Here is a 22,856-nt window from a genome sequence, read left to right on the forward strand (position 1 = left end):
ACGCAGAACCGGTATTTCAGGAGAAAGTTATCACCAGTTAGCCAGCAAAGTATTCTGAGTTGATAAGACATGTCGCTAAGTCATTGAATCTCTGAAAAACAAAGATAAAACATTGTTTTTATTTGATATTTACAGGTTGGTGAGATTTTAACCAGCGCCGGGCAGCCTGTTACAGAATAATGACTTAGCGATTTTCCCATCAGTTAACCACAGACTTATCCACAGAAAATGTGAGTAAGTCTGTAAGTCACTGATTCGCTCCGGCCGGGATTATTTTTGCAGTGGTGGTGGCGTGAAATCTTCAGCAAATTCCAGCGCATTGCCATCCGGATCACGACAGAAAAAAGCGGCTCTGCCTGACTTGCTGCGGGAAAACTCAATACCGGCTGCTTCCAGTCGTTCAGCCAACGCTTCCAGATCTTCCACCACCAGAGCCAGGTGACGATCCCGTCCACCATGGGCCGGACGGCCTTCATTGGAATCCGGATTGGGCAACTGCATCAGGTGAATCATCTGATCATCGCCGATATCCAGCCAGGCACCGTCAAACGGAAAGTCAGGTCGGTTGGGATTGAGCGGCAATTGCAGCACATCACAATAAAACTTCAGAGAACGCGGAACATCCTCAACGAGAAAACTGGCGTGCGCGATTGATTTGATCATGCGGGGTCCCGATAGTTGATGAAAAGACGCAACCTGCCGCCTGAGCGGCAGGATAGTTAGTGCTTATTTTAACGCGAAGCGCCGCCGGCACCCAAGGGTCAGGGCATCTTGCCAAGACGAGCCATTCCGTAGGCCGCCACAAAAATCAGGGCGCCACCCAGCCATTCCATGCCGCTCATACGCTCGTCGGTCAACAACCAGGCCGAGATTGCGGCTACCAGCAATTCGAACAACATCAGAATCGCGGCGCGGAAAACGGCGATTCTCGCCAGACCGTAGAGCACCGCAATCGTCATTGAGACGAAAGCCAGCCCACCAAATACCGCGACCAGCAACCAGACATTCACTGTCACCTGAGGCACCGTTGCCTGCTGCAGAAACAGCACGACAATGGCTACCATGACGACGCCCCAGTAAACAGCAAAGGTTTTGATTTCCATCGGCACTGCCGCCAGTTTGCGACTGAGTACGTTATTCACCGAAAACATAAAACTGGCGAATAGAGCCAGCCAGTCTGCCAGACCATGCGGCCAGGGAAAGCCGATTTCCGGATGCCAGAGCATCATGAAGGTGCCGGACATCGCAAGCAGAATCATCAACAGGGACTGGCGTGAGATACGCTCTCCCAGCCACCAGTGACCAAGCAGCACCGACCACAGTGGTGACAGATAAAACAGCAGCATCACCCGTACCACTTCCCCTTCAATCAGCGCCACCAGGAAAGCCAGATTGGTGAGACCGGCCGCCAGCGCCAGCGCCCATAATGACGGCGGCCATTGCTGCGCTATGCGTTTCCAGACCCAGATCAACTGCATACTGGCAACCAAAGCTGCCGCAAGATAAGCCGCCAGCGTGGTCCAGACCACTGGCATACCGGCCTGCTCCAATAAGCGCATCGGATACCAGATAAGTCCCCACATCGCGGCAGAGAAGAGGATGGCGCTAACCGCCAGAGAATATTCTTTATTGCTTGATGGGATCATGACGCCACCTTATACCACGTCAGGCAGCTAACCCGTTATAATAGTCTGATTTTCATTCTCCCCCTGGTCTCTATGAATCCGGAACTGACAAAACTGCATCCCTACCCTTTTGAAAAACTGGCGCAGCTGAAACAAGGTTGTCATCCGCCGGAAGATCTGCCACATATTGCGTTGTCCATCGGCGAGCCCAAACATCCGACGCCGGGCTTCATCACTGAGGCGGTCATCACCCATCTGCACGGGCTATCGAGCTATCCGACTACCGCCGGCAGTAATGAACTGCGTCACGCGATTGCGACCTGGCTGGATCAGCGTTTTCAGCTTGACGGTCATATCAATGCGATGACCCAGGTTTTGCCGGTCAACGGCACCCGCGAAGCGCTGTTTGCCTTCGCTCAGGCCGTGATTGACCGCAGTCAGGACCCGCTGGTCATCATGCCCAATCCGTTTTATCAGATTTATGAAGGCGCGGCGATTCTGGCCGGTGCCGAACCGTTTTATCTGAATTGTGATGCGGCCAATGGCTTTATCCCCGATTTCGACACTGTTGACGAGACGACCTGGCAGCGCTGTCAGTTGTTATACATCTGTAGTCCCGGTAACCCGACCGGGGCTGTGATCGATGAAGCGACATTGCAGCGCCTGATTGAGCTCGCCCACCAATATGACTTTGTGATTGCCGCCGATGAATGCTACTCAGAAATTTATCATGATGAAGACCAGGCTCCGGTCGGTCTGCTTCAGGCGGCTTATAGCGGTGGTTACACCGATATGCGTCGTTGCGTGGTCTTCCACAGCCTGTCCAAACGCTCTAATGCGCCGGGACTGAGAAGCGGTTTTGTGGCGGGTGATGCCGATATTTTGAAACAGTTTCTGCGTTACCGTACCTACCACGGCTGTTCCATGCCGCCTTCCACCCAGGCTGCCTCGATAGCTGCCTGGAATGATGAAGACCATGTCGCCCACAACCGCGAACTGTACCGTGAAAAATTTGAGGCCGTGTTGGAGATCCTGTCTCCGGTTATGCAGGTATCGATGCCTGAAGCCGGCTTTTACCTCTGGGCAGAGACCCCGGTCGCCGATACCGAATTTGCCCGTCAGCTGTTTGAAAAGCAGAATGTCACCGTTTTGCCCGGAAGTTATCTGGGCCGTGACACAGTTACAGGTAACCCCGGTGCCAACCGTGTGCGTATGGCCCTGGTCGCACCGCTGGAAGAATGCATTGAGGCTGCCATGCGAATTCGCAGCCTGATCGAACAATTCAATTAAATCAATGGAGAACCTCATGAGCGATATTCAGAATATTATCGAAGAAGCGTTTGAGCGCCGTGCTGAAATCAATCCGTCCAATGCCGACAGCGATGTCCGCAACGCGGTCAATGAAGCGCTGGCGATGCTGGATAACGGCAGTGCCCGTGTCGCAGAAAAACAAAATGGTGACTGGGTGGTTAACCAGTGGCTGAAAAAAGCGGTCCTGCTGTCTTTCCGTCTGAATGACAACCGTCCGATGGCCGGTGGTGAAACCCAGTATTTCGATAAAGTCGAACCTAAATTCGCCAGCTTCTCTGAAGATGACTTCAACAAAGCCGGTGTCCGTGTGGTGCCGCCTGCCGCTGTGCGTCGTGGCTCGTATATCGCACCTGGCGTGGTGTTGATGCCGTCTTACGTCAACATCGGTGCTTACGTTGATTCCGGCACCATGGTCGATACCTGGGCCACTGTCGGCAGCTGTGCCCAAATCGGTAAAAACGTCCACCTGTCCGGTGGCGTCGGCATCGGCGGTGTACTGGAACCGCTGCAGGCCGGCCCGACCATTATCGAAGATAACTGCTTTATCGGTGCCCGCTCCGAAGTCGTGGAAGGCGTCGTTGTGGAAGAAGGCTCGGTTATTTCCATGGGCGTTTACATCGGCCAGAGCACCAAGATTTTCAACCGCATGACCGGTGAAATCACCTATGGCCGTATCCCTGCCGGTTCAGTGGTGGTCTCGGGTAACCTGCCATCCAAAGACGGTAGCTACAGCCTCTACTGCGCGGTTATCGTCAAGCAGGTGGATGAGAAAACCCGTGGCAAAGTCGGCATCAACGAGCTGCTTCGCGACATTTAATGACACATCCGCAGATTTCGCCGGTAAACACAGATTATTGACAAGCTAATCTCTGAAAATCGGCGTCATCTGCGGATAACTATTTTCTCGTCTCCCTACATGACTATGCCCAGACAGGAGCTAGAAACAAGGCATGATTTTATTCGGCATCAAAAACTGCGACACGGTGAAAAAAGCCCGCCGCTGGCTGGATGATAACGGCGTTGAGTACCAATTCCATGACTTCCGTCAGGATGGGCTGGAAAAAAGTACCCTCGAAGGCTGGCTGCAGTCAGTCAAGTGGGAAACCCTGCTGAACAAACGTGGCACCACCTGGCGTAAGCTGGATGATCCGCGCAAAGATAAGCTGAATCAGGCCGTGGCTGTGGAACTGATGCTGGCCAATCCGACCCTGATTAAAAGACCTGTTGTTGAAACAGACAAGGGCTGTCTGGTTGGCTTTAAAGAAGCCGATTTTGCCGACCAATTCGGAAAATAATATGTCTGATACTATTGCACTGACTCAGGAATTGATTCGCCGTGACAGCGTGACGCCGGAAGATAAAGGCTGTCAGATTATGTTGTCCGACCGCCTCGCGCCGCTGGGTTTCAAAGCTGAGCATATGTATTTCGAGGATGTCGAAAACCTGTGGCTGCGCCGTGGCAATAAAGGGCCGATCATTGCCTTTGCCGGCCATACCGATGTCGTCCCCACCGGGCCGCTGGATAAATGGACCCACCCCCCTTTCGAAGCCAACATCGTTGATGGCATGCTCTATGGTCGCGGTGCTGCGGATATGAAAGGCAGTATCGCCGCCATGGTCACGGCCTGTGAGCGGTTTGTCAGCAAACACCCGGAACATGAAGGCAGTATCGCTTTCCTGATTACCAGCGATGAAGAAGGTCCGGCCATCAACGGCACTGTCAAAGTCGTGGAGACATTGCAAAGTCGCGGGGAAAAGATTGACTGGTGTCTGGTGGGCGAACCTTCCAGCACCGATAAAGTCGGCGATATTGTCAAAAACGGTCGTCGGGGTTCTCTGAATGGTCGACTGACTGTTAAGGGAAAACAGGGGCATATCGCCTATCCGCATCTGGCCCAGAACCCAATTCATCTGCTGGCACCGGCCTTAACCGAGTTATGTTCCATTGAGTGGGATCAGGGCAATGCTGATTTTCCGCCCACCAGCTTTCAGGTCTCCAATTTGAATGCCGGCACCGGTGCGACCAATGTTATCCCCGGCACTACCGAGATGGTGTTCAACTTCCGTTTTTCCACAGAGGTCACACATGAGGAGTTGCAAAGCCGCGTGGAGGCTGTACTGGATAAGCACCAACTGAATTATGAATTGAAATGGGAGCTGTCGGGTAAGCCATTCCGGACCGCCAGTGGCGAACTGCTGGAAGCGGTCCAGGCTGCTGTTTTTGACGTGACCGGTTATGAGACCACCTTGTCCACTTCCGGTGGTACTTCTGATGGCCGTTTCATCGCACCAACAGGCACTCAGGTGATCGAGCTGGGTCCGCTTAATGCCACGATTCATCAGATTGATGAATGCGTGTCGGTGGCCGATCTTGACACCCTGTCGCAAATTTATGAGACTCTGCTGTCTCGTTTACTCCTGAAATAGACTAAATCGTGTCCAACCGGTATCTCAATCGACATGTTCTACTGGCACTGGCAGCCATCGTGCTGCTGTTGCAGTCGTTTGCCGTGTGGCATGATGCTGAACATGCTTTCCACACTGCTGAGGCGCAGTGCGAGCGTTTAAATGCGATCAATCACCTGCCAGCCGCAGATATTTATCCGGAGCTGGCATTTGGTATTCAGACAGAAACGAGCTTTTTTGAATCGTCTGTTTACCACGCTCACCTACCGGCGACTACTCGCCGGCAGCATGCCATTCGTGCGCCACCTGTTTTTTCCTGACACAGAAAATCATTTTTAAGATTCTGATTGCCTGCTTTACGCAGCGTCACCTCTCCTGTTTGTGATGATATATCATGAGAAGTGTTACCCTGCCCTTTAGGGAAGCATGTCTCATATGAAGCAGACAGGAATATGTAACGAGGAAAAAACATGTTCCGAAAAAAACAGTCTGCACTGCTGATCAGTGCTGTCATTGCCAGCCTGCCAGCCAGTGTTTTTGCGGCACCGGCTAACCAGAGCGAAGAACCGGTGGAAATTCCCAGCCTGACGGTGACCGCCGACCCGCTGGGTGCCCGCACCCCGGACGAACTCATCTTCCCGGTCACCGTGCTGGCTGATGAAGAACTGGATAAACAACGTGCCGCCACCCTGGGCGACACCCTGAACAGCGTACCGGGCGTTGCCAACTCGGATTTCGGCCCTGGCGTTGGTCGCCCGGTAGTTCGTGGCCTGCAGGGCTCACGGGTTCAGGTACTGGAAGACGGCTTGAAAACGGTTGATATATCCGGTGAGGGCGGTGATCACACTGTTGCGATTGATGTCGGTCGTGCCGAGCAAATTGAAGTGTTCCGTGGTCCCGCCACCCTGCTCTTTGGCAGTGGCGCCGCCGGTGGTGTTATCAACGTCAAAAGTGGCCGCTTTGATCCCGATTTTGGTGATTCCCCCCGCGTCAACGGTCAACTGGGCTACGGTTACAACGGTGATGAACGCCAGGGTAATATCGGTCTGGAATTACCGGTCACCGATAACTTCGTATTGCGTACTGACTACGGTCTCCGTCGCAGCCATGATTTTGATATTGACGGCTATCAGCAAATCGGTCAGACCCGGGGCGATAAAGATACCCTGCAAAACAGTGATGCGGTCAGCGACAGCTTCTCAGTAACTGGTCTCTATAAAGGTGAATGGGGTCATGCGGGTCTGGGTTACAGCCGCTGGCGCACAGATTATGGCATTCCAGAAGTCTTCCTGGGTGAAGGCGAAGAAGAGCAGGAACGGATTCATGCCGATTATGATCGCGTCGATTTCCGCAGTGAATTCAATAATCCGCTGCCCGGCTTCAGCACGGCCCGTCTGAAACTGGCACATACCGAATTCAACCAGCAGGAAATCGGTGGTGAATTCTTTAACGGTGAACTGGAAGAGCGCGGGGTGGAAACCGAATTCACCAATGACGAGTCTGAAGCGCGTCTGGAACTGGTACATAACCCAATCGGTCTCTGGCAAGGTGTCATCGGTCTGCAGTTGAATAACCGTGAGTTTGGCGCCGAAGGTGCCGGTCATGGTCACGGTGGACATGGTGGCGACGGCTTCTATATTCGCGACAATGACACCCGCTCAATGGGTATGTTCGTATTGGAAGAATTGCCTACTGACTTTGGCCGATTGGAATTCGCAGCACGGGTGGATCACGTTCGTTCTGATCCGGTAACGCTGGATGAAGAGCGTCATATCGATTTGCCCAGTGGTGACGAGATACATCAGGAAGCCAACCTGGGTAGTCGTAGCTTCACCCCGTTCAGTCTCTCCGCCGGTTCGATTATCGACCTGGATGATAAGCATCATGTGCGTCTGGCGGTCACCCGTTCAGAACGGGCACCGTCTGCTGAACAACTCTACGCCTTTGGTGCACATGCTGCCTCAGGTACCGTTGAAGTCGGTGACCCAACACTGGATGAAGAGACCTACACCAACTTTGAAATCGGACTGGACCGCCATGCCGGGCCCTTCCGCTTTGATACCACTCTGTTCTATAACTACGTGCAGGACTTTATTTATCTCGCCTCACGTGATGACGGTACCGGCAATCCCATTCTGATTGAGGGTGATACCTTGGTATTTAATCAGCAGGATGATGCCCGTTTCTATGGCGCGGAATTCACCGCAGCCTGGGATGTGATTGAGGGCGCTGTGCCGGTGACACTGCGTCTGTCGGGTGATTATGTTCGTGCCAAGCTGGATGGCGGTGACAATCTGCCACGAATCAGCCCGGGCAGACTGGGCATCGGTGTCGATACGGCCTATCAGGACTGGTCTCTGAGCATCGATTACCGTCACATCTTCAGACAAAGCAAAAGTGCTGAACTGGAGTCCGATACCGACGGTTATGATCTGCTGTCATTTAATGCCAGCTGGGCACCTGACAGTCTGAAAGGCGCGGAAATCTATGTTCAGGGCCGCAACCTGCTCAATGAAGATGGACGCCGTCACCAGAGCTTCCTGAAGGAAGAAGCGCCGATTATCGGCCGAACTGTGATGACCGGTATTCGCTTCGATTTCGGCGGTTAACACCCAGGCAGGATGACAGCCGTCCTCGGGCGGCTGTGTTTCCTGTTCGGACATGAGTGTGGCAATTTGCTAGATTAGTAGCTGACGAGATTTAAGGAAGACATTATGGCGAACAGCGAGCAAAACAGTCAGAACACGGCCAAGGTGGTTTACCTGCTGTTGATGGTCAACATCATCATTCAATTTCTGGGCATTATCGGTGTGATTATCGCTTACGTAAATAAAAGCGATGCCCCGGCCTGGTTACAAACGCATTATCAGTTTCAGATAAGAACCTTCTGGATTGGTTTACTCTACCTGTTTATTGGCGTGGTACTCGCCACGGTCGCTATCGGCTATTTCATTCTGCTGTTCTGGGTCATCTGGCTCATTGTGCGCTGTGTCAAAGGCATCAAATACCTGGATCAGAATCAGCCTTACCCCAACCCCACCAGCTGGCTGTTGGGCTGAGCAAACTTGAAACCGCGCCCCGGCGCGGTTTTTTTATTCCCGATGGAACGCCATCGGGCCGTTGGCTTCCTGCGTCGGCATCAGTTCCAGCGTGGTGACATTGACATGCTGCGGAGTATTCACCAGCCACCAGACCGTGTCTGCGACATCCTCAGCACGTAGCGCAATCGTACCCTGGTAAACCTTATCTGCCCGGTTTTTATCATCCTTGAAACGCACCATGGAGAATTCGGTTTCAGCATTTCCCGGCTCGATATTGCTGACCCTGACATTGGTCCCTAATAGATCGGCTCTGACAGCCAGAGAGAATTGGCGCACAAAGGCCTTGGTGCCACAGTAAACATTACCGCCGGGATAAGGCCAGTTGCCGGCCACTGAGCCGATATTGATGATATAGCCGGTTTTGCGCTCGACCATGCCTGGTAAGACTGTGCGGGTGCAGTACAGCAGCCCCTTGATATTGGTATCGACCATTTTCTCCCAGTCATCAAGACGGGTTTCATGAGCGGCTTCCAGCCCCAGTGCCAGCCCGGCATTATTGATCAGCACATCAATCTTATTGAAGGCATCAGGTAAGTCGGCAAAAGCCTGTTCCACCGCCTGCCGGTCACTGATATCGAAACAGCTGGTGTGCACCCTGTCCGCCCCGCCCAGTGCCTGTTGCAGTTCGTCCAGCCGCTGTTGACGGCGACCGGTAATAATCAGTCGCCAGCCCTGCTGGGCAAACAGCCGAGCACAGGCCTCTCCGAAACCGGAGGTAGCACCGGTGATCATCACAACAGGGGTGGCATTCATAGTTTGTCCTTATGTTGATGACAATGTCTGCTGATGCAATTCAGCGACAACAGCAGCCTTATAAGCGCTCAGGCACCTTCCGAGAACACAATGGTTCTACGACCACTGATTATTATGCGGTGTTCGATATGGGCTTTGACTGCCCGCGCCAGTACCAGTCGCTCAATATCTTTACCAATCATGACCAGATCTTCCGGGCTGTTATCATGCATGACTCGCTCGACATCCTGTTCGATAATCGGCCCCTCATCCAGCTCAGCAGTCGCATAATGCGCCGTGGCGCCAATCAGTTTAACGCCGCGTTCATAAGCCTGATGGTAAGGTCTGGCACCCTGGAAAGCCGGCAGAAAGCCGTGATGAATATTAATGACGCGACCGGCGAATTCACGGACAAAGTCTTCCGACAGGATCTGCATGTAGCGCGCCATCACCACCAGGTCAATCCCGTATTCTTCAAGTAAACGCTTGATCGCTTCTTCCTGCTGCGGTTTGGTGTCTTTGGTGATTGGCAGGTGATAGAAAGGTTTGTCGAACTGCTTTGCCATATATTCAAGATCATCATGATTACCGATGATCAGCGGTATATCGCATTTCAGTTCACCTTCCAGCTCACGCAATAACAAGTCATAGCCACAGTGTGAGGCACGGGTCACCATCAAAGCCACGCGGTAGGGTTTCGCGCTGTAGCGTACTGACCAGGTCAGATTCATCTTCCGGGCAAAACCATCAAACTCGGTTTCGAGTTGCCCGGTCGGCATCTGTCCTTCGTCTTCCAGCCGGATCCGCATAAAATACTGGCCGTTTTCGACATCGGTATATTGCTGGCAATGCAGGATGTTAAATTCTCTCTCCGCAAAAAAGCCGGTAATACCGGCGACCAGTCCCTTGCGGTCTGGGCATTGAACCAGGAAAACAATCGCACTCATTTCAGTCTTTCCATAAAGGCGGCCGGACCGCGCTGCTAAATGCCAAATCCTACCTGATTATTGATACTCGTTGTACTTATCAGCGCGGCCTTTGACTCTGTCTTTGGGATATTTGGCCGCATTCTTGGCCATCTTGTTTTTCACTGCCTGATTCAAATCAATGCCCAGATCATGACAGAGATAACTGAGGTAGACCGCCACATCGGCAATTTCATCCTCCAGATGTTCACGTTTTTCCGAGGCCAGCATGGCGCTGACTTCATCTTTGTTTCGCCACTGGAACCACTCCAGCAACTCTGCCGCTTCGATAGAGAGCGATATCGCAATATCCTTGGGATTATGAAACTGCTCCCAATCGCGTTCTTTGCGAAATTGAATCAGTTTATCCAGCAAGTGTTTCTCAATCATTGGCCAGGAACTCCTCGACAACCTGTTTGAATTGCTGCGGACGCTCAGCATGGACCCAGTGGCCGGCTTTTTCAATCGCCTGGAACTGCGCCTGTGGAAATTGCTGCCTGATCAGCGCCCGGTCATCATCGGTCACATACTCAGACAATGAGCCATAGACAAACAAGCTGTTAGCACTAACGGTGGCATTTTCACATACCGGTGCCATCAACTGCGGGTAATTGGCTTTCAGTGCCGGCAGGTTAATCCGCCAGTAAAGCCCTTCATCCCCCGATTGCAGGTTCATCAAAAGAAACTGACGCACACTTTTGTCTGTGACTGTGTCAGCAAGCGCTGCATCGACTGCTGAACGCGAGTCCAGTTTTTTCAGATCCAGTGCCAGCATCGCGTCCATCAGCGGCGTATGTTCGCTGAAATAGCGGCGCGGTGAGATATCGACCACCACCAGCTTCTCCACCCAGGCGGATTGCTCGGCCGCAAACTGCATGGCGACCTTGCCTCCCAGCGAGTGGCCCAGTACGTGCACTTTATGCAAGCCCAAATCACCGCATAACTGTTCGATATCGGCTGCCATGCTGGCGAAATCCTGCGTATCGCTGTGCGGTGAGCGTCCATGGTTTCTCAAATCGACACTAATCACGCGGTAATAGCGCGAAAAATACCTGGCCATACTGCGCCAGTTGTCGGCTGAACCGAACAGACCGTGGATGATGATTAAGGGATGGCCTTCACCGCTGTCTTGATAATGCAATTTCATGGCTTGCTGCTTGAACGATATAATGTTGAATTCATTAACGGGAGTATAACGTGGAAGATGAAACCATACTGGTGATGCTGGTCAAGCAGTATGCTGACAAATTCGGCATTACCTTCAGCTCAAAATATCTGGATGATCCGGAAAAGAAACAGAAACTGATCACACTGATTCAGGAGGCTGTCGCCGGCAAACGCGGCCCCGTCACTGACGCTGATCTCGATTCATAAAAAAAGCCACCGTCAGGTGGCTTTTTTCATTCAGTCGTCGAGTTTTTCGAACACCAGGCAGGCATTGGTACCACCAAAACCAAAACTGTTGGACATCACCGTGGTCAGGCCGGCGTTATCAACGCGTTCGCGCAGAATCGGCATGCCCTCCGCTTCCGGATCCAACTGTTCAATATTGGCAGATGCAGCAAGGAAGTCCTGATTCAGCATCAACAGGCTATAGATGGCTTCCTGCACGCCAGCGGCACCGAGTGAATGGCCCGACAAGGATTTGGTGGAGCCGACATAGGGAATCGCATCACCGAAAGTCCGCTTGATCGCACCCAGCTCAGCCAGGTCACCCACCGGTGTCGAAGTACCATGGGCATTGATGTACTGAACTTTGCCACGGGCCGTAGACATCGCCAGTTGCATGCAACGCTCGGCGCCTTCCCCTGAAGGTGCGACCATATCATAGCCATCAGAAGTCGCACCGTAGCCGGTGAGTTCAGCGTAGATCTTTGCGCCACGAGCTTTGGCGTGCTCGTATTCTTCCAGCACAATCACACCACCACCACCGGCGATAACAAAGCCGTCACGGTCAGCATCATAAGCGCGCGAGGCTTTGTCCGGGGTCTCGTTGTATTTGGTTGATAAAGCACCCATGGCATCAAATAATGAACTCATAGACCAGTGTTCTTCCTCACCGCCACCGGCGAAGACAATATCCTGTTTACCGAGTTGGATCTGCTCCATCGCAGTGCCGATACAGTGCGCACTGGTGGCACAGGCCGATGACATGGAGTAATTGATGCCTTTGATTTTGAAAGGTGTCGCCAGACAGGCAGATGTGGTGCTGCCCATCACCTGGGTGACACGATAAGGCCCGATACGTTTCAGACCTTTTTCACGCAGGATATCCGCCGCTTCCACCTGGTTGGATGAAGAAGCGCCGCCCGACCCCATGATCAGACCGGTGCGGATATTGGAAATCTGTTCTTCTTTCAGACCGGCATCATCAATGGCCTGCTGCATCGCAATATAACTATAGGCAGCGGCATCGCCCATGAAACGCAGGGTCTTGCGATCGATATACTCTTTGAAATCGATATCAATGGTGCCGGCTACATGGCTGCGAAAGCCCATATCGGCATAGTCCTGTTTGAACCTGATACCGGAACGACCTTGGCGCAGGGATTCAGTGACTGTCTCGGCATCGAGCCCCAGACAGGATGTAATACCGAGTCCTGTAACAACTACACGTCTCATCATTAAATCCTAAAAATCATCAGTGGAGGTAAACAGACCGACACGCAGGTCTTTGGCCACATAGATCTCACGACCGTCGACCGACACTGTGCCATCAGCAATAGCCAGCACCAGTTTACGTGCGATCACCCGCTTAAGATCAATCCGGTAGGTGACCTTTTTAGCTGTCGGTAATACCTGACCAGTAAATTTTACTTCACCGGAGCCCAGGGCACGGCCTCGACCGGGATTGCCGTCCCAGGCCAGGAAGAAACCGACCAGTTGCCACATCGCATCAAGACCGAGACAGCCGGGCATCACCGGATCACCGGGGAAATGACAGGCAAAGAACCACAGGTCAGGATGAATATCCAGTTCAGCAATGATTTCGCCCTTGCCATATGCTCCGCCGGTATTGGAGATATGAGTAATGCGGTCCATCATTAACATATTTGGAATGGGTAACTGAGCATTGCCGGGACCAAACATCTGTCCGTGTCCGCATTGCAATAATTCTTCGTAGGTAAATGATGATTGCTTACTCATGAACTCTCTTAAATAACCCGCCAATAGGGCATCGTATGATAGCACGAACGTTTCCAAACCAGAAAAAAACCGGCTGTAACGCCACTAAAAAAAAGCCACGACACAATGTCGTGGCTTCTCTGTTTAAATTAAAGACGTCGGTTTTACTGATTGGCAGCGATAGTCGTCGCAGCTTCAGGTAATTCGACATTCAGACCTTGCAGCAACATACCCATGCTGTTGAGAATACGGTACATCGCGTAAAGCTCGTCATACTTGGTATTTACCAGTGCAGTGCGGGCTCTGAATACTTCGTTTTCAGAATCCAGCAAGTCAAGCAGGGTACGCTGTCCCAGGCTGAACTGTTGCTGATAAGCGTCACGCGCTTTTTCACTCGATTCGACGTGCTGAATACGCGCTGGCATCTGGCTGCGCAGTGTTTGCCAGGCATTCCATGAGAGACGAACACTCTCTTCGACCTGACGATGCGTATTGTTGCGGATTTCTGCTGCCTGATTAATCAGGAAAGCCGTTTCTTCTCGGCGTGCACTGTCACGACCGCCATTGAAGAGGTTATAGCGCAGACGCAGCATCGCGGTAATATCTTTGTCCTTACCTTCAATACCATCAATATCATGGTCGGCACGGGTACCGACTTCCAGGTGAAGGTCGGGATAAAACGGCGCCTTGGCTGTGGCGTGCTGAGCTTCCGCAGATTCAACATCATAACTGGCAAGACGCAATGTCGGATGGTTTTCTGTGGCAATGGCAATCGCTTCGTCAATACTTGCAGGAATCATAGTGATGGGGGAATCCGGCAATGATAAGGAAGCTGGCTCCATGCCCACAACACGGATATAAGCTGTTTCAGCATCTCTGAGATTAGCCAGCTCTGACTTCAGGTTAGCTTCAGCCAGTGCCAGACGTCCCAGGCTTTGTTCCATATCTGCTTTTCTACCGACACCACGCTCGGCACGAAGCAGAATCTGATCATGCGTGCGCTCATGTGCTTCCAGGTTGGTTTGTGCTAACTCAACCAGTTGCTGCTGACGCAATACGTTGTGATAGGCCAGAACCGCATCAAGTGCCGTATTTTCAGCGGCGCTATAGACACCAAAAGCCCGTGAATTTGTTCTGGCTTGTTGACGATCAACTTCATTACTGGTCTCGAAGCCGTCAAACAACATTTGTCTCAGGTTGAGACTGGCTTCATCTCGATTGAGGTGAACTTCACCGCGTCCTGAGTTCCGAGTACTCGGATTGTCGGTCATTTCCCAACCCGTACCGATCGCCAGGTCCAGTGTAGGATAATAACCCGCCCTCGCCTGGTCTACTTCTTTCGATACTGCTTGTCTCTCGTGTGTGGCCGCTAAAACATCAGGGTTGGTTTTTACCGTTGCATCCACTGCTTCCTGAAGCGTATCTGCATTAGCCATGCTAACCGAGATGCACAAAGGGATGACGATAGCTAAACGTTTCATAATTGCTAATCCTATTTTTTTATGTGACGCTTTCGGCGGCCCCTCAGGCGTCACAAGTCAAACATCCAAAACTGTTTTAAGTTGCACTTTTAAGCAACTGTATTACAACATAAGCTGTCCCGCAATGGAATCCTCAACGCAGATCCCGGAACAATATCGCCAGTGATAGTCGATCTGGCAGATTCATTTTCTGGAAAATGGTCGTCAGATGGGCTTTAACGGTACGCTCCGTGATATTGAGCTGTCTCGCAATCATCTTATTGGTTGCCCCATGACTGACTAATTTAGCCACTTCCGTTTCTTTCGGAGAGAGGCTTTCCAGTGCCTGACGCTGCGCGTCACTTATTTCCGGTTTATGTGTTAATTCGTCTATCAGACCTGAAATCACATGCCTTTCCACCCAAACCTCACCATTCATGATCAGCTGCATGGCATCATCAAGCTTATCCAACGCCAATTCCTGGTTGAAGTAGCCGCGAGCCCCCTGTTTCAGGGCCTCAATCTGAATCGCCATCGGTCTGGGTGGCCCGATGATCAATACCCGACTTCCTTCACATTGCTGGGCCAAAGCACTGAGCTGATGATCCATCTCGCCTTCAAACAAGGACTGATGACACAGAATCAACTGTGGAGAAATCTCATTCACGGCAGACAGCAGTGAGGCGATATTATCAAAATCATTAACATCATAATGTTCTGGTAAAGCCTGCTTGATAGCTTGTAGCCGGTTCTGATCAGGGATGACCATGAAAAGGCAGGTCTGTGTCATCGTTGTCTCGTTCATTTAGATGATTCCGTCCATCAACGCTCTCTGAGCGCCTCATTTTTAGCTTTAAGGATGGGTTTGAGCAAATAATCCAACACGGTCTTTTTACCCGTCAGAATATCTACCGTCACCGTCATACCAGGGATAATTTCTAACGGTCCTTTACTACTGTCAATATAGTTCTTCTCTGTACGCAGGTATATCAGATAAAAACTTTCGTCTTCTTCGTTGGTGATGGTATCGGCACTGATCCGTTCCAGCGTTGCAGGCAAACCACCATAAATAGAAAAATCATACGCGGTAAATTTAATCATCGCATTTTGCCCTGGACGCAGGAAAGCAATATCCGGCGGCCTGATGTGGGCCTCTATCAAAAGGCTGTCATCGACAGGGACGATTTCAACAATATCTTCACCCGGCTGAATGACGCCGCCAACAGTATTGATCATCAGTCGGTTTATTTTGCCCTTGACCGGTGCCCTCACAAGGGTACGGCTGACCCGATCCTCTGCCGAAGTAATCGTGGTCTGGGTTCTGCCCAGTTCGGCCTGAACTTCACTCAACTGGGATGCCGCTTCAGACTGAAACCGTACTTTCACATCTTCAATTTTCTGCCTGACTTCATTGAGGCTGGATTGAATTCGTGGAATCGCCAGTCTGGTGGTTTCCATTTCACCACGCAGATCATTCACCGTGCGTTTGAGCCTCAGGATCTCAACCTCAGAGATCACACCCACTGACACCAGTGGTTCTGACATTTTCAGTTCTTCATTACTGAGTTCATAACTGGTGCGCAGTTTATTCAGCTTGGCCTGATTTTCCGCCAGTTCCTGCTGCCTTTGACGGGCCTGCTGCTGTAACACGTCAATATTGCTTTGCAATTCCCGCTGACGGGTTTCATATAAACGCCGCTCTGCTGATGCGAGCTGGGGGCGTTCCTCAACCAGCTTTTCGGGAAGGACCAGTTCTTCGCCGCGTGCCTCTGCTTCCAATCGGGCAACACGGGCCTGCAGTTCCCAATATTTGAGTTTGCTCTCCATAAAGGATGATGAAAAGCGTGTGTCATCAATCCTGACCAGTACATCGCCTTTTTCGACGATTTCACCCTCAGAAACCAACACTTCCGACAGGATGCCGCCTTCCAGATTCTGCACAATCTGAATTTTGCTGGAAGGAATGACTTTACCCTCACCACGGGTAACCTCATCCAATTCTGTCTGACTGGCCCACCAGATAGCACAGACAAAAAACAAAGCAGTAAGAATCAACAGAGAGTGGCCGGTGCGAGGCGAGCTTTCCATGGTCGCCGCGCTGACCTCTGACATGAATTCAATATCTTCCGGGTTTGAACGTTTGAACCAGGCCATGCGTTTATCCTTTAGACACCTTAATATGGCCTTTTTTCAGTGCCTCTAGTATTTGATCACGCGGACCATCCGCGACCAAATGCCCTTGATCCATGACTATAATCCGCTCAACCAGACTCAGCAAAGAGGCTTTGTGGGTGACCAACAACAGTGTTTTGTCTTCCAGCTCTTCTGATAGCTTGGCCTTAAACCGTTCTTCTGTGCTGTTGTCCATGGCGTTGGTCGGTTCATCCAGTACCACAACAGGCGGGTCCATCAGCAAGGCTCTTGCAACCGCGACACTTTGACGCTGACCACCGGACAAACCTTCACCCCGCTCCCCTACCGGCATATCAAAGCCCGATGGATGACGATTAACAAATTCGGTCACACCGGCGACATCAGCGGCTTTCAGCACCGCAGAGTCATCGGCAAAAGGCGCCACCATGGTGATATTGTCACGAATACTGCCGAAGAACAGGACCACGTCCTGGGGGGCATAGCCCACGTTACGGCGCAAATCGACCGGATCAACCTGACGTATATCCGTTCCGTCCAGCAGAATGGAGCCTTCATCTGGCTCGTAGAGTCCCAGAATCAACTTTTCGATGGTACTTTTACCGGAACCGATACGGCCGATAAAAGCCACTTTCTCACCCGGTTTTATCGTGAAAGAGATCTCAGAAAGCGCATCCATGGGCTGATTCGGGTAACGGAATGTGACTTTTTTGAATTCAACCCCGCCTTTGAATTCAGGACGATGCAGAAACTCACGACCGGACGGTCTTTCTACCGGCAGATTCATTAATGAGTTGAGTGACTGCAGTGCCGCTTTCGATTGATGATAACGGGTAAGGATACCAGCCATCTGCGCCATGGGCGCAAGCGCGCGTCCGGTCAGAATAGTCGACGCAATCAACGCACCCATCGTAATTTCATTCTCGGTAATCAGGTAAACACCATAAACCACCACAGTGATGGTCGCCATCTGTTGCAAAAAAGAAGTGAAGTTGACCGCAGTGGACGACAGCAAACGGGCACGTTGACTGTACTTAGTCATAAAGCCAACGGTCTGTTCCCACTTACGCTGGATTGGCGTTTCAGCGCCAATACTTTTTATGGTTTCCAGCCCGGTCAGTGTCTCAATCAAAGTCGAGCTTCGCTGTCCGGAATGGCGGAACAAATGTTGGATCGTTCTCCCCAACGGGACCTGAATAATCAGACTGACCAGTATCGTCAATGGAATCACGGCAAGCGGAATATAGGCGACAGGTCCCGCAAGCATCCAAATAACAGCAATAAACAAAAAGGCGAACGGTAAATCGATCAGTGTGGTCAGTGTGGCCGAAGTAAAGAAGTCCCGGAATGATTCGAACTCCTGCATGCTGTTAGCAAACGAGCCGACTGAGTTAGAACGGGCAGCCATTTTGACAGCCATCACTTTTTCAAAAATCGTGGATGACAGCATCACATCAGCGCGCTTGCCGGCCATGTCTATGAAATAAGCCCTCAGGGTTCGCAGCAGCAATTCGAATAAGAATACCGTCGCGACACCAATGGCCAGTACCCATAATGTTTCAGTGGCATGATTGGGCACGACCCGGTCATAGACATTCATAATAAACAGAGGCGAAGCCAGGGCGAAGCTATTGACCAGTATCGAGGCAACGAAGACCTCACTGTAAATTGGCCAGAAGCGCATAATCGTGCCCCAGAACCAATGCGAGGCTCGTGGTATGGCGGTGTACTCAGTGCGTCTGTCAAAATGATGAACTGGCTTGATAAAGATGGCGTAGCCGCTGTAGGCAGCCTCCAGTTCTTTTACGCTGAGTTCTGACTCTCCTTCACCGGTTTCAGGGAAAATCACTTTTGCCTGCTTACCCTTCACTTCCAGCAGGATGCAGGCATTACTGCCTTCCAGTATTAAAACCGCAGGCAGCACCAGATTCGAAATCTTACCCAGTGAGCGTTTTACAACCTTGGAGGAGAGTCCAGCCCGCTCGGCGGCGCGGGAAAACAAGCCGGGCGTGAGCCGGTTGTCCACCAGTGGTAATCCTGCCGTTAATGAGTCCGGGCTGTGGGGCTTGTTGAGGATTTTTGAGAGGATGGTCAGACATCCCAGCAATGGATCGTCAAAACTGCGGTAGCCATCCTCTGGTTCCCATTGCGTTTTATTATTCGAATTGATGACTTGCTCCGTATTCATCTCTTATTCATGCTGGGATCTAATTAATTTGATGAGTTTCACAGTTTTTTGATTTACTGTAAAGCCCACTATACATTAAATTTCAGTCAATCAAGTGACAGCGGGAGCAAAGACGTGGCGTATGTAAGAAGAAATGAAGAAGGCAGGATCATCAATGTCTACGACTCACCTGAGCCGGGTGCCAACGAGTATCTCTCGATTGAATCAGAAGAGTTGATCTCATTTCTGACTCAAACCGATGATGCCGATGCTGCGCGGGTTGCTCTATCCATGTCGGATATGGCGCTGGTCAGGGTACTGGAAGACTTGATAAACACACTGATTGATAGAGGTGTGATCCTGTTTACCGATCTGCCTCCAGCCGCCAGAGAAAAGCTGGCCAACCGTGAGAAAATCCGTGACCAGCTAAACGACCTCGATAACCTGATGGGCGATGATCAGGGCCTTCTCTGAATTTTCAGCTAGGATTTTCTAGTGCGTCTCGGCGGTCGCTGTGCTCTTTTTTCCGTTGTTTCTGCCGGTTTCGGCTTTCTGTCACGATAGGGGTTTTCACTGGTCTTGAATTCAATCATTACCGGCGTTCCCTGCAACTTAAGTACTTCCCTGAAAGTGTTTTCCAGATAGCGTTTATAGCTGTTCGGCGTGGACTCGGTCTGATTGCCGTGAATGATGATCCGGGGTGGATTCTTGCCACCCAGATGTGCATACCGAAATTTAATCCGTCTTCCTCTGACCAGCGGCGGCGGATGGTCAGCTACAGCATCTTCCAGTACCCGCGTCAGTCGTGAGGTCGGCACTTTAGTCATCGCTGACTGGTAAGCCTGTCTGACCGATTTCAGTAGTAGTCCGACGCCACTCCCATGCAAGGCAGAAATAAAGTGTGTCTTGGCAAAATTCATAAATGGCAAACGACGCTCGACATTGGCTGCCACCCACTCGCGTTCACTTTTTTCCAGACCGTCCCATTTATTGATGGCAAGTACCACAGCCCGACCACTCTCAACAATCAGACCGGCCAGGTGCAGATCCTGCTCAACAATACCCTCATGTGCATCCAGCACAAGCATCACGACATTGGCATCTTCGAGCGCCTGCAGGGTTTTGAGCACACTGAACTTCTCCAGCTTCTCAGACACTTTGGAGCGGCGTCTGACACCAGCAGTATCAATCAGTGTGTAATTGACGCCGTCTTTTTCAAACGGGATATGAATACTGTCACGTGTGGTGCCAGGTTCATCGAAAGCGACGACACGTTCCTCGCCCAGCAGACGATTGATCAGTGTCGATTTGCCGACATTCGGGCGACCAAGTACGGCCAGGCGAATATCATCACTGTCATCGTCCAACTCAGCCAGTTCCTCCTCGCTGAGTTCCTCCACCACTGCTTCCGGCACCGCATTTCTGATCTCATTGAATACGCCGGTGATCCCCCGCCCCTGGGTCGCAGAGATCACCAGTGGCTCAGCAAGGCCCAGCGCATAAAATTCAGCAGCCACCAGTTCCCGTTGCTCGCCTTCAGTCTTATTGATAACCACACGGACAGGCTTACCCTGGTTGCGCAGTTGCTGTGCGATGTCATGATCTGCCGGCATTAAACCGGCACGACCATCGACCACAAACAGCACCAAATCGGCCTCATCAATGGCCAGTTGTGCCTGTTTACGCATCAGCTCGGCCATGTTGTCAGTCAAATCAGTGAGACCGCCGGTATCGATCAGGATAAAGTCCAGCCCCTCCTCACGAACAGTACCGTAGATTCGATCCCGCGTGAGTCCCGCAAAATCGGCGACAAGGGCATCACGGCTTCGTGTGAGCCGATTAAATAAGGTGGACTTGCCGACATTAGGCCGGCCCACCAAGGCAATAACGGGTTTCAAAATCAGGGTACCTGCACAGCTGTAATCGTGCCATCAGCGGCTGTCGCATAAAGCTTGCCATCGCGAACAAAGGGTTTGCTGACAATGGCACTGTCGGCAATCTGTTGTCTGGTCACAAAACGACCGTCATTGCGTGCGATCCAGTGCAGATAACCTTCAAAGTCACCCACCACAACATAATCACCCGCTACTACCGGCCCAGTTACCTGACGACGCACCAACCGGGTTTGTCGCCAGAGCGCATCACCACTGCCATCCTGTACCGCCCAGACATTACCCTCGTCATCCGTCACATAGACCGCTTCTCCGGGCACAGCAGATAATCCAGCCTGAGACGACATGTCACGCGACCAGTAAATCTGACCAGTGTTCACATCAACGCCAGCCACCTTACCCTGATAAGTCACAACATAGACCGTATCATTCACAATCACCGGATCCGCATCAATATCCACCAGTCGGTCCAGCTCAGTCCGGCCACTGGGCACCGCGATGCTTTTTTCCCAGATAACGCTGCCGTCTATGATGGATAGCGCAACCAGTTTGCCGTTGTCATAACCTGCAATCACACGGTCATCAGCAATAACGGGCGCACCGGCACCACGCAGACTCAAAAGCGGTACCGCACGCTGGTAAGACCACAATACTTCACCGGACTCAGACGACAGGCCACTGACACGGCCATCCGCTGTTCTGGCGACAACAACACCCTCAGCAGCACTGGGCGGGGCCAGCACTTCACTGGTCAGGCGGGTACGCCATAACTCATCACCATTTTCGGCTGAGAGTGCCACCACATGGGCATTTTTAGTGCCGATTAGCGCCATGTTCAAACCACCGCCAGCACCAGTAACGACTGGCATATCCAGTTCCGTTTCCCAGATTCGACGGCCGGTTTCAGCATTGAAGGCGCTTACTTCACCTTCGTAGTCGACAGCGAAGATTTTCCCCTCTTCCCACCAGGCGGCAAGCTCGTTGCCGGTCTCATCAGCACCATCGCCGGCCTGATTATCCCAAATCACATCAGGCTCAAATTCCGGTGTAAATTCGGTCAGTTCACTGGGCGGCGCTTCATAGACATCTTCGACAAACAGATATTCGACAGCACTGCAGCCACTCACAAGCAGCGACAGTAATAAAACAGGAGAGAGATATTTAAGCTTCATCCGCTTTCGCCACATCATCAAGTTTGATTTCTAACAGAGATTGTCTGGGCTCGCCCGGGGTCAACTGGGCCAGCGCTTGCTGGTAGGCAGCTTTCGCTGCAATCGTATCTCCCTGAGCCAGGTTGATATCCCCTTTCAGCTCGGCAAACAGTGAACTGAACGCCTGAGAGTCGGCTTCAGCAATCAGACTCAGTGCCTCATCAAGCTTATCCTGGCTGAATAAGACCCGTGCCAGCCGCAGTCTTGCCAGTTCGCGATGGCTCTGAAGTTTGGCTTCGTCTCGCACCCAGCTTAGATAGTTCACTGCGGCATCAGCCTGCCCGTCGTTCAGTTTACTCTCAGCCATTTCCAATGCAGCGAACACGGCATAGACCGAGGAAGGGTAATCCTGCATCAGCGTTTCAACTGTGCGCTCAGCATCTGCGGATTCAGCTTGAGACAATTGAACCGCAGTCTGTTGATAAATCACCGCAGCCTGCTGGGTTTGCACCTGCTGATAATTCATCCAGTAACGAAACCCGAAAATGCCTGCCAGGCCGAGGATAATGCCGGCAATGACTGAACGACCATTTTCTCGCCACCACTGCTTAATGGCTTCTGCTTTCTCTTCATCAGATGCATAGATGTCCATGCTTTCTCCTTGCGCTGTCTGTCCGCAGACGGTTTATTCAAAACCTGAGATTATACGTTTTTCTTGACAGCTTGTGGATCTTGTCTACTCGTGATCACCAACGCACCCGCATGGTGC

At 51.7% G+C, this 22,856-nt stretch carries 24 protein-coding genes; 9 read left to right on the top strand and 15 right to left on the bottom strand.

Features of this window, described 5'->3' with window-relative positions; translation table 11 throughout:
- Positions 1-270: 270 nt before the first annotated feature.
- Positions 271-663, bottom strand: a complete 393-nt coding sequence (locus OMQ46_RS12535; protein ID WP_266237349.1) for a VOC family protein — start codon at positions 661-663, stop codon at positions 271-273.
- A gap of 98 nt (positions 664-761) precedes the next feature.
- Positions 762-1,646 carry a DMT family transporter gene (locus OMQ46_RS12540; RefSeq protein WP_266237350.1) on the bottom strand — a complete coding sequence of 295 codons (885 nt, stop codon included), beginning with the start codon at positions 1,644-1,646 and terminating at the stop codon, positions 762-764.
- A gap of 72 nt (positions 1,647-1,718) precedes the next feature.
- Between OMQ46_RS12540 and dapC the strand changes: the two genes are divergently transcribed.
- The 7 genes from dapC (at position 1,719) to OMQ46_RS12575 (ending at position 8,401) form a co-directional block, all read left to right on the top strand.
- Positions 1,719-2,915, top strand: a complete 1,197-nt coding sequence (gene dapC / locus OMQ46_RS12545) for a succinyldiaminopimelate transaminase (RefSeq protein WP_266237351.1) — start codon at positions 1,719-1,721, stop codon at positions 2,913-2,915.
- 16 nt (positions 2,916-2,931) lie between these two features.
- Positions 2,932-3,753 carry a 2,3,4,5-tetrahydropyridine-2,6-dicarboxylate N-succinyltransferase gene (dapD, locus tag OMQ46_RS12550; protein ID WP_266237352.1) on the top strand — a complete coding sequence of 274 codons (822 nt, stop codon included), beginning with the start codon at positions 2,932-2,934 and terminating at the stop codon, positions 3,751-3,753.
- Between the two features lie 133 nt (positions 3,754-3,886).
- Complete coding sequence (locus tag OMQ46_RS12555) at positions 3,887-4,231, top strand: ArsC family reductase (protein WP_266237353.1); 345 nt, start codon at positions 3,887-3,889, stop codon at positions 4,229-4,231.
- Between the two features lies 1 nt (position 4,232).
- Entirely contained in the window at positions 4,233-5,363 is a 1,131-nt protein-coding gene (gene dapE / locus OMQ46_RS12560) for a succinyl-diaminopimelate desuccinylase (protein WP_266237354.1), read from the top strand.
- A gap of 8 nt (positions 5,364-5,371) precedes the next feature.
- Positions 5,372-5,662 carry a hypothetical protein gene (locus tag OMQ46_RS12565; protein WP_266237355.1) on the top strand — a complete coding sequence of 97 codons (291 nt, stop codon included), beginning with the start codon at positions 5,372-5,374 and terminating at the stop codon, positions 5,660-5,662.
- A 150-nt stretch (positions 5,663-5,812) separates the two neighbouring features.
- Positions 5,813-7,951 carry a TonB-dependent receptor gene (locus OMQ46_RS12570; protein ID WP_266237356.1) on the top strand — a complete coding sequence of 713 codons (2,139 nt, stop codon included), beginning with the start codon at positions 5,813-5,815 and terminating at the stop codon, positions 7,949-7,951.
- A gap of 105 nt (positions 7,952-8,056) precedes the next feature.
- On the top strand, positions 8,057-8,401 hold the full coding sequence (locus OMQ46_RS12575; RefSeq protein WP_266237357.1) for a DUF4870 family protein: 345 nt from the start codon (positions 8,057-8,059) through the stop codon (positions 8,399-8,401).
- A 33-nt stretch (positions 8,402-8,434) separates the two neighbouring features.
- Here the strand turns inward: OMQ46_RS12575 and OMQ46_RS12580 are convergent, their stop codons facing one another.
- From OMQ46_RS12580 to OMQ46_RS12595, 4 genes are all read right to left on the bottom strand, one after another.
- The gene (locus OMQ46_RS12580; RefSeq protein WP_266237358.1) at positions 8,435-9,196 is read right to left on the bottom strand and encodes an SDR family oxidoreductase; all 762 of its coding nucleotides are present in this window, start codon (positions 9,194-9,196) and stop codon (positions 8,435-8,437) included.
- 68 nt (positions 9,197-9,264) lie between these two features.
- Entirely contained in the window at positions 9,265-10,122 is an 858-nt protein-coding gene (gene purU, locus OMQ46_RS12585) for a formyltetrahydrofolate deformylase (RefSeq protein WP_266237359.1), read from the bottom strand.
- 57 nt (positions 10,123-10,179) lie between these two features.
- Positions 10,180-10,530 carry a nucleotide pyrophosphohydrolase gene (locus OMQ46_RS12590; protein WP_266237360.1) on the bottom strand — a complete coding sequence of 117 codons (351 nt, stop codon included), beginning with the start codon at positions 10,528-10,530 and terminating at the stop codon, positions 10,180-10,182.
- A complete protein-coding gene (locus tag OMQ46_RS12595; RefSeq protein WP_266237361.1) occupies positions 10,523-11,287 on the bottom strand; it encodes an alpha/beta fold hydrolase in 765 nt (254 codons plus the stop codon). Before OMQ46_RS12595 ends, OMQ46_RS12590 begins: the two co-directional genes overlap by 8 nt.
- A gap of 50 nt (positions 11,288-11,337) precedes the next feature.
- Between OMQ46_RS12595 and OMQ46_RS12600 the strand changes: the two genes are divergently transcribed.
- Positions 11,338-11,514 carry a hypothetical protein gene (locus OMQ46_RS12600; protein ID WP_266237363.1) on the top strand — a complete coding sequence of 59 codons (177 nt, stop codon included), beginning with the start codon at positions 11,338-11,340 and terminating at the stop codon, positions 11,512-11,514.
- A gap of 30 nt (positions 11,515-11,544) precedes the next feature.
- Here the strand turns inward: OMQ46_RS12600 and fabB are convergent, their stop codons facing one another.
- The 6 genes from fabB to OMQ46_RS12630 all read right to left on the bottom strand — a co-directional run bounded on the left by fabB (position 11,545) and on the right by OMQ46_RS12630 (position 19,065).
- Complete coding sequence (gene fabB, locus OMQ46_RS12605) at positions 11,545-12,762, bottom strand: beta-ketoacyl-ACP synthase I (RefSeq protein ID WP_266237644.1); 1,218 nt, start codon at positions 12,760-12,762, stop codon at positions 11,545-11,547.
- A gap of 9 nt (positions 12,763-12,771) precedes the next feature.
- The gene (fabA, locus tag OMQ46_RS12610; RefSeq protein WP_266237365.1) at positions 12,772-13,287 is read right to left on the bottom strand and encodes a 3-hydroxyacyl-[acyl-carrier-protein] dehydratase FabA; all 516 of its coding nucleotides are present in this window, start codon (positions 13,285-13,287) and stop codon (positions 12,772-12,774) included.
- Positions 13,288-13,430: 143 nt separating this feature from the next.
- Positions 13,431-14,747 (bottom strand): TolC family outer membrane protein, encoded by a 1,317-nt coding sequence (locus tag OMQ46_RS12615; protein WP_266237366.1) that lies wholly within the window; start codon positions 14,745-14,747, stop codon positions 13,431-13,433.
- A 133-nt stretch (positions 14,748-14,880) separates the two neighbouring features.
- Positions 14,881-15,531 (bottom strand): response regulator transcription factor, encoded by a 651-nt coding sequence (locus tag OMQ46_RS12620; protein ID WP_266237367.1) that lies wholly within the window; start codon positions 15,529-15,531, stop codon positions 14,881-14,883.
- Between the two features lie 17 nt (positions 15,532-15,548).
- Positions 15,549-16,880, bottom strand: a complete 1,332-nt coding sequence (locus OMQ46_RS12625) for an HlyD family type I secretion periplasmic adaptor subunit (RefSeq protein ID WP_266237368.1) — start codon at positions 16,878-16,880, stop codon at positions 15,549-15,551.
- Positions 16,881-16,884: 4 nt separating this feature from the next.
- Positions 16,885-19,065: a type I secretion system permease/ATPase gene (locus OMQ46_RS12630; protein WP_266237369.1), complete on the bottom strand. Its 2,181-nt coding sequence runs from the start codon at positions 19,063-19,065 to the stop codon at positions 16,885-16,887.
- 114 nt (positions 19,066-19,179) lie between these two features.
- Between OMQ46_RS12630 and OMQ46_RS12635 the strand changes: the two genes are divergently transcribed.
- Positions 19,180-19,518: a hypothetical protein gene (locus tag OMQ46_RS12635; RefSeq protein ID WP_266237370.1), complete on the top strand. Its 339-nt coding sequence runs from the start codon at positions 19,180-19,182 to the stop codon at positions 19,516-19,518.
- Positions 19,519-19,526: 8 nt separating this feature from the next.
- Here OMQ46_RS12635 and der read toward each other — a convergent pair whose 3' ends face one another.
- The 3 genes from der to OMQ46_RS12650 are packed head-to-tail and all read right to left on the bottom strand — an operon-like array spanning position 19,527 to position 22,739.
- On the bottom strand, positions 19,527-20,942 hold the full coding sequence (der, locus tag OMQ46_RS12640; protein ID WP_266237371.1) for a ribosome biogenesis GTPase Der: 1,416 nt from the start codon (positions 20,940-20,942) through the stop codon (positions 19,527-19,529).
- A 2-nt stretch (positions 20,943-20,944) separates the two neighbouring features.
- On the bottom strand, positions 20,945-22,108 hold the full coding sequence (gene bamB, locus OMQ46_RS12645) for an outer membrane protein assembly factor BamB (RefSeq protein ID WP_266237372.1): 1,164 nt from the start codon (positions 22,106-22,108) through the stop codon (positions 20,945-20,947).
- Positions 22,098-22,739 carry a YfgM family protein gene (locus tag OMQ46_RS12650; RefSeq protein WP_266237373.1) on the bottom strand — a complete coding sequence of 214 codons (642 nt, stop codon included), beginning with the start codon at positions 22,737-22,739 and terminating at the stop codon, positions 22,098-22,100. Before OMQ46_RS12650 ends, bamB begins: the two co-directional genes overlap by 11 nt.
- Positions 22,740-22,856 lie beyond the last annotated feature (117 nt).

Source organism: Methylophaga sp. OBS1 (assembly GCF_026319365.1).

Coding starts and splice junctions, on each gene's coding strand:
- OMQ46_RS12535 (WP_266237349.1), bottom strand. CDS start 663: ATGATCAAATCAATCGCGCACGCCAGTTTTCTCGTTGAGGATGTTCCG.
- OMQ46_RS12540 (WP_266237350.1), bottom strand. CDS start 1,646: ATGATCCCATCAAGCAATAAAGAATATTCTCTGGCGGTTAGCGCCATC.
- dapC (WP_266237351.1), top strand. CDS start 1,719: ATGAATCCGGAACTGACAAAACTGCATCCCTACCCTTTTGAAAAACTG.
- dapD (WP_266237352.1), top strand. CDS start 2,932: ATGAGCGATATTCAGAATATTATCGAAGAAGCGTTTGAGCGCCGTGCT.
- OMQ46_RS12555 (WP_266237353.1), top strand. CDS start 3,887: ATGATTTTATTCGGCATCAAAAACTGCGACACGGTGAAAAAAGCCCGC.
- dapE (WP_266237354.1), top strand. CDS start 4,233: ATGTCTGATACTATTGCACTGACTCAGGAATTGATTCGCCGTGACAGC.
- OMQ46_RS12570 (WP_266237356.1), top strand. CDS start 5,813: ATGTTCCGAAAAAAACAGTCTGCACTGCTGATCAGTGCTGTCATTGCC.
- OMQ46_RS12575 (WP_266237357.1), top strand. CDS start 8,057: ATGGCGAACAGCGAGCAAAACAGTCAGAACACGGCCAAGGTGGTTTAC.
- OMQ46_RS12580 (WP_266237358.1), bottom strand. CDS start 9,196: ATGAATGCCACCCCTGTTGTGATGATCACCGGTGCTACCTCCGGTTTC.
- purU (WP_266237359.1), bottom strand. CDS start 10,122: ATGAGTGCGATTGTTTTCCTGGTTCAATGCCCAGACCGCAAGGGACTG.
- OMQ46_RS12590 (WP_266237360.1), bottom strand. CDS start 10,530: ATGATTGAGAAACACTTGCTGGATAAACTGATTCAATTTCGCAAAGAA.
- OMQ46_RS12595 (WP_266237361.1), bottom strand. CDS start 11,287: ATGAAATTGCATTATCAAGACAGCGGTGAAGGCCATCCCTTAATCATC.
- fabB (WP_266237644.1), bottom strand. CDS start 12,762: ATGAGACGTGTAGTTGTTACAGGACTCGGTATTACATCCTGTCTGGGG.
- fabA (WP_266237365.1), bottom strand. CDS start 13,287: ATGAGTAAGCAATCATCATTTACCTACGAAGAATTATTGCAATGCGGA.
- OMQ46_RS12615 (WP_266237366.1), bottom strand. CDS start 14,747: ATGAAACGTTTAGCTATCGTCATCCCTTTGTGCATCTCGGTTAGCATG.
- OMQ46_RS12620 (WP_266237367.1), bottom strand. CDS start 15,531: ATGAACGAGACAACGATGACACAGACCTGCCTTTTCATGGTCATCCCT.
- OMQ46_RS12625 (WP_266237368.1), bottom strand. CDS start 16,880: ATGGCCTGGTTCAAACGTTCAAACCCGGAAGATATTGAATTCATGTCA.
- OMQ46_RS12630 (WP_266237369.1), bottom strand. CDS start 19,065: ATGAATACGGAGCAAGTCATCAATTCGAATAATAAAACGCAATGGGAA.
- bamB (WP_266237372.1), bottom strand. CDS start 22,108: ATGAAGCTTAAATATCTCTCTCCTGTTTTATTACTGTCGCTGCTTGTG.
- OMQ46_RS12650 (WP_266237373.1), bottom strand. CDS start 22,739: ATGGACATCTATGCATCTGATGAAGAGAAAGCAGAAGCCATTAAGCAG.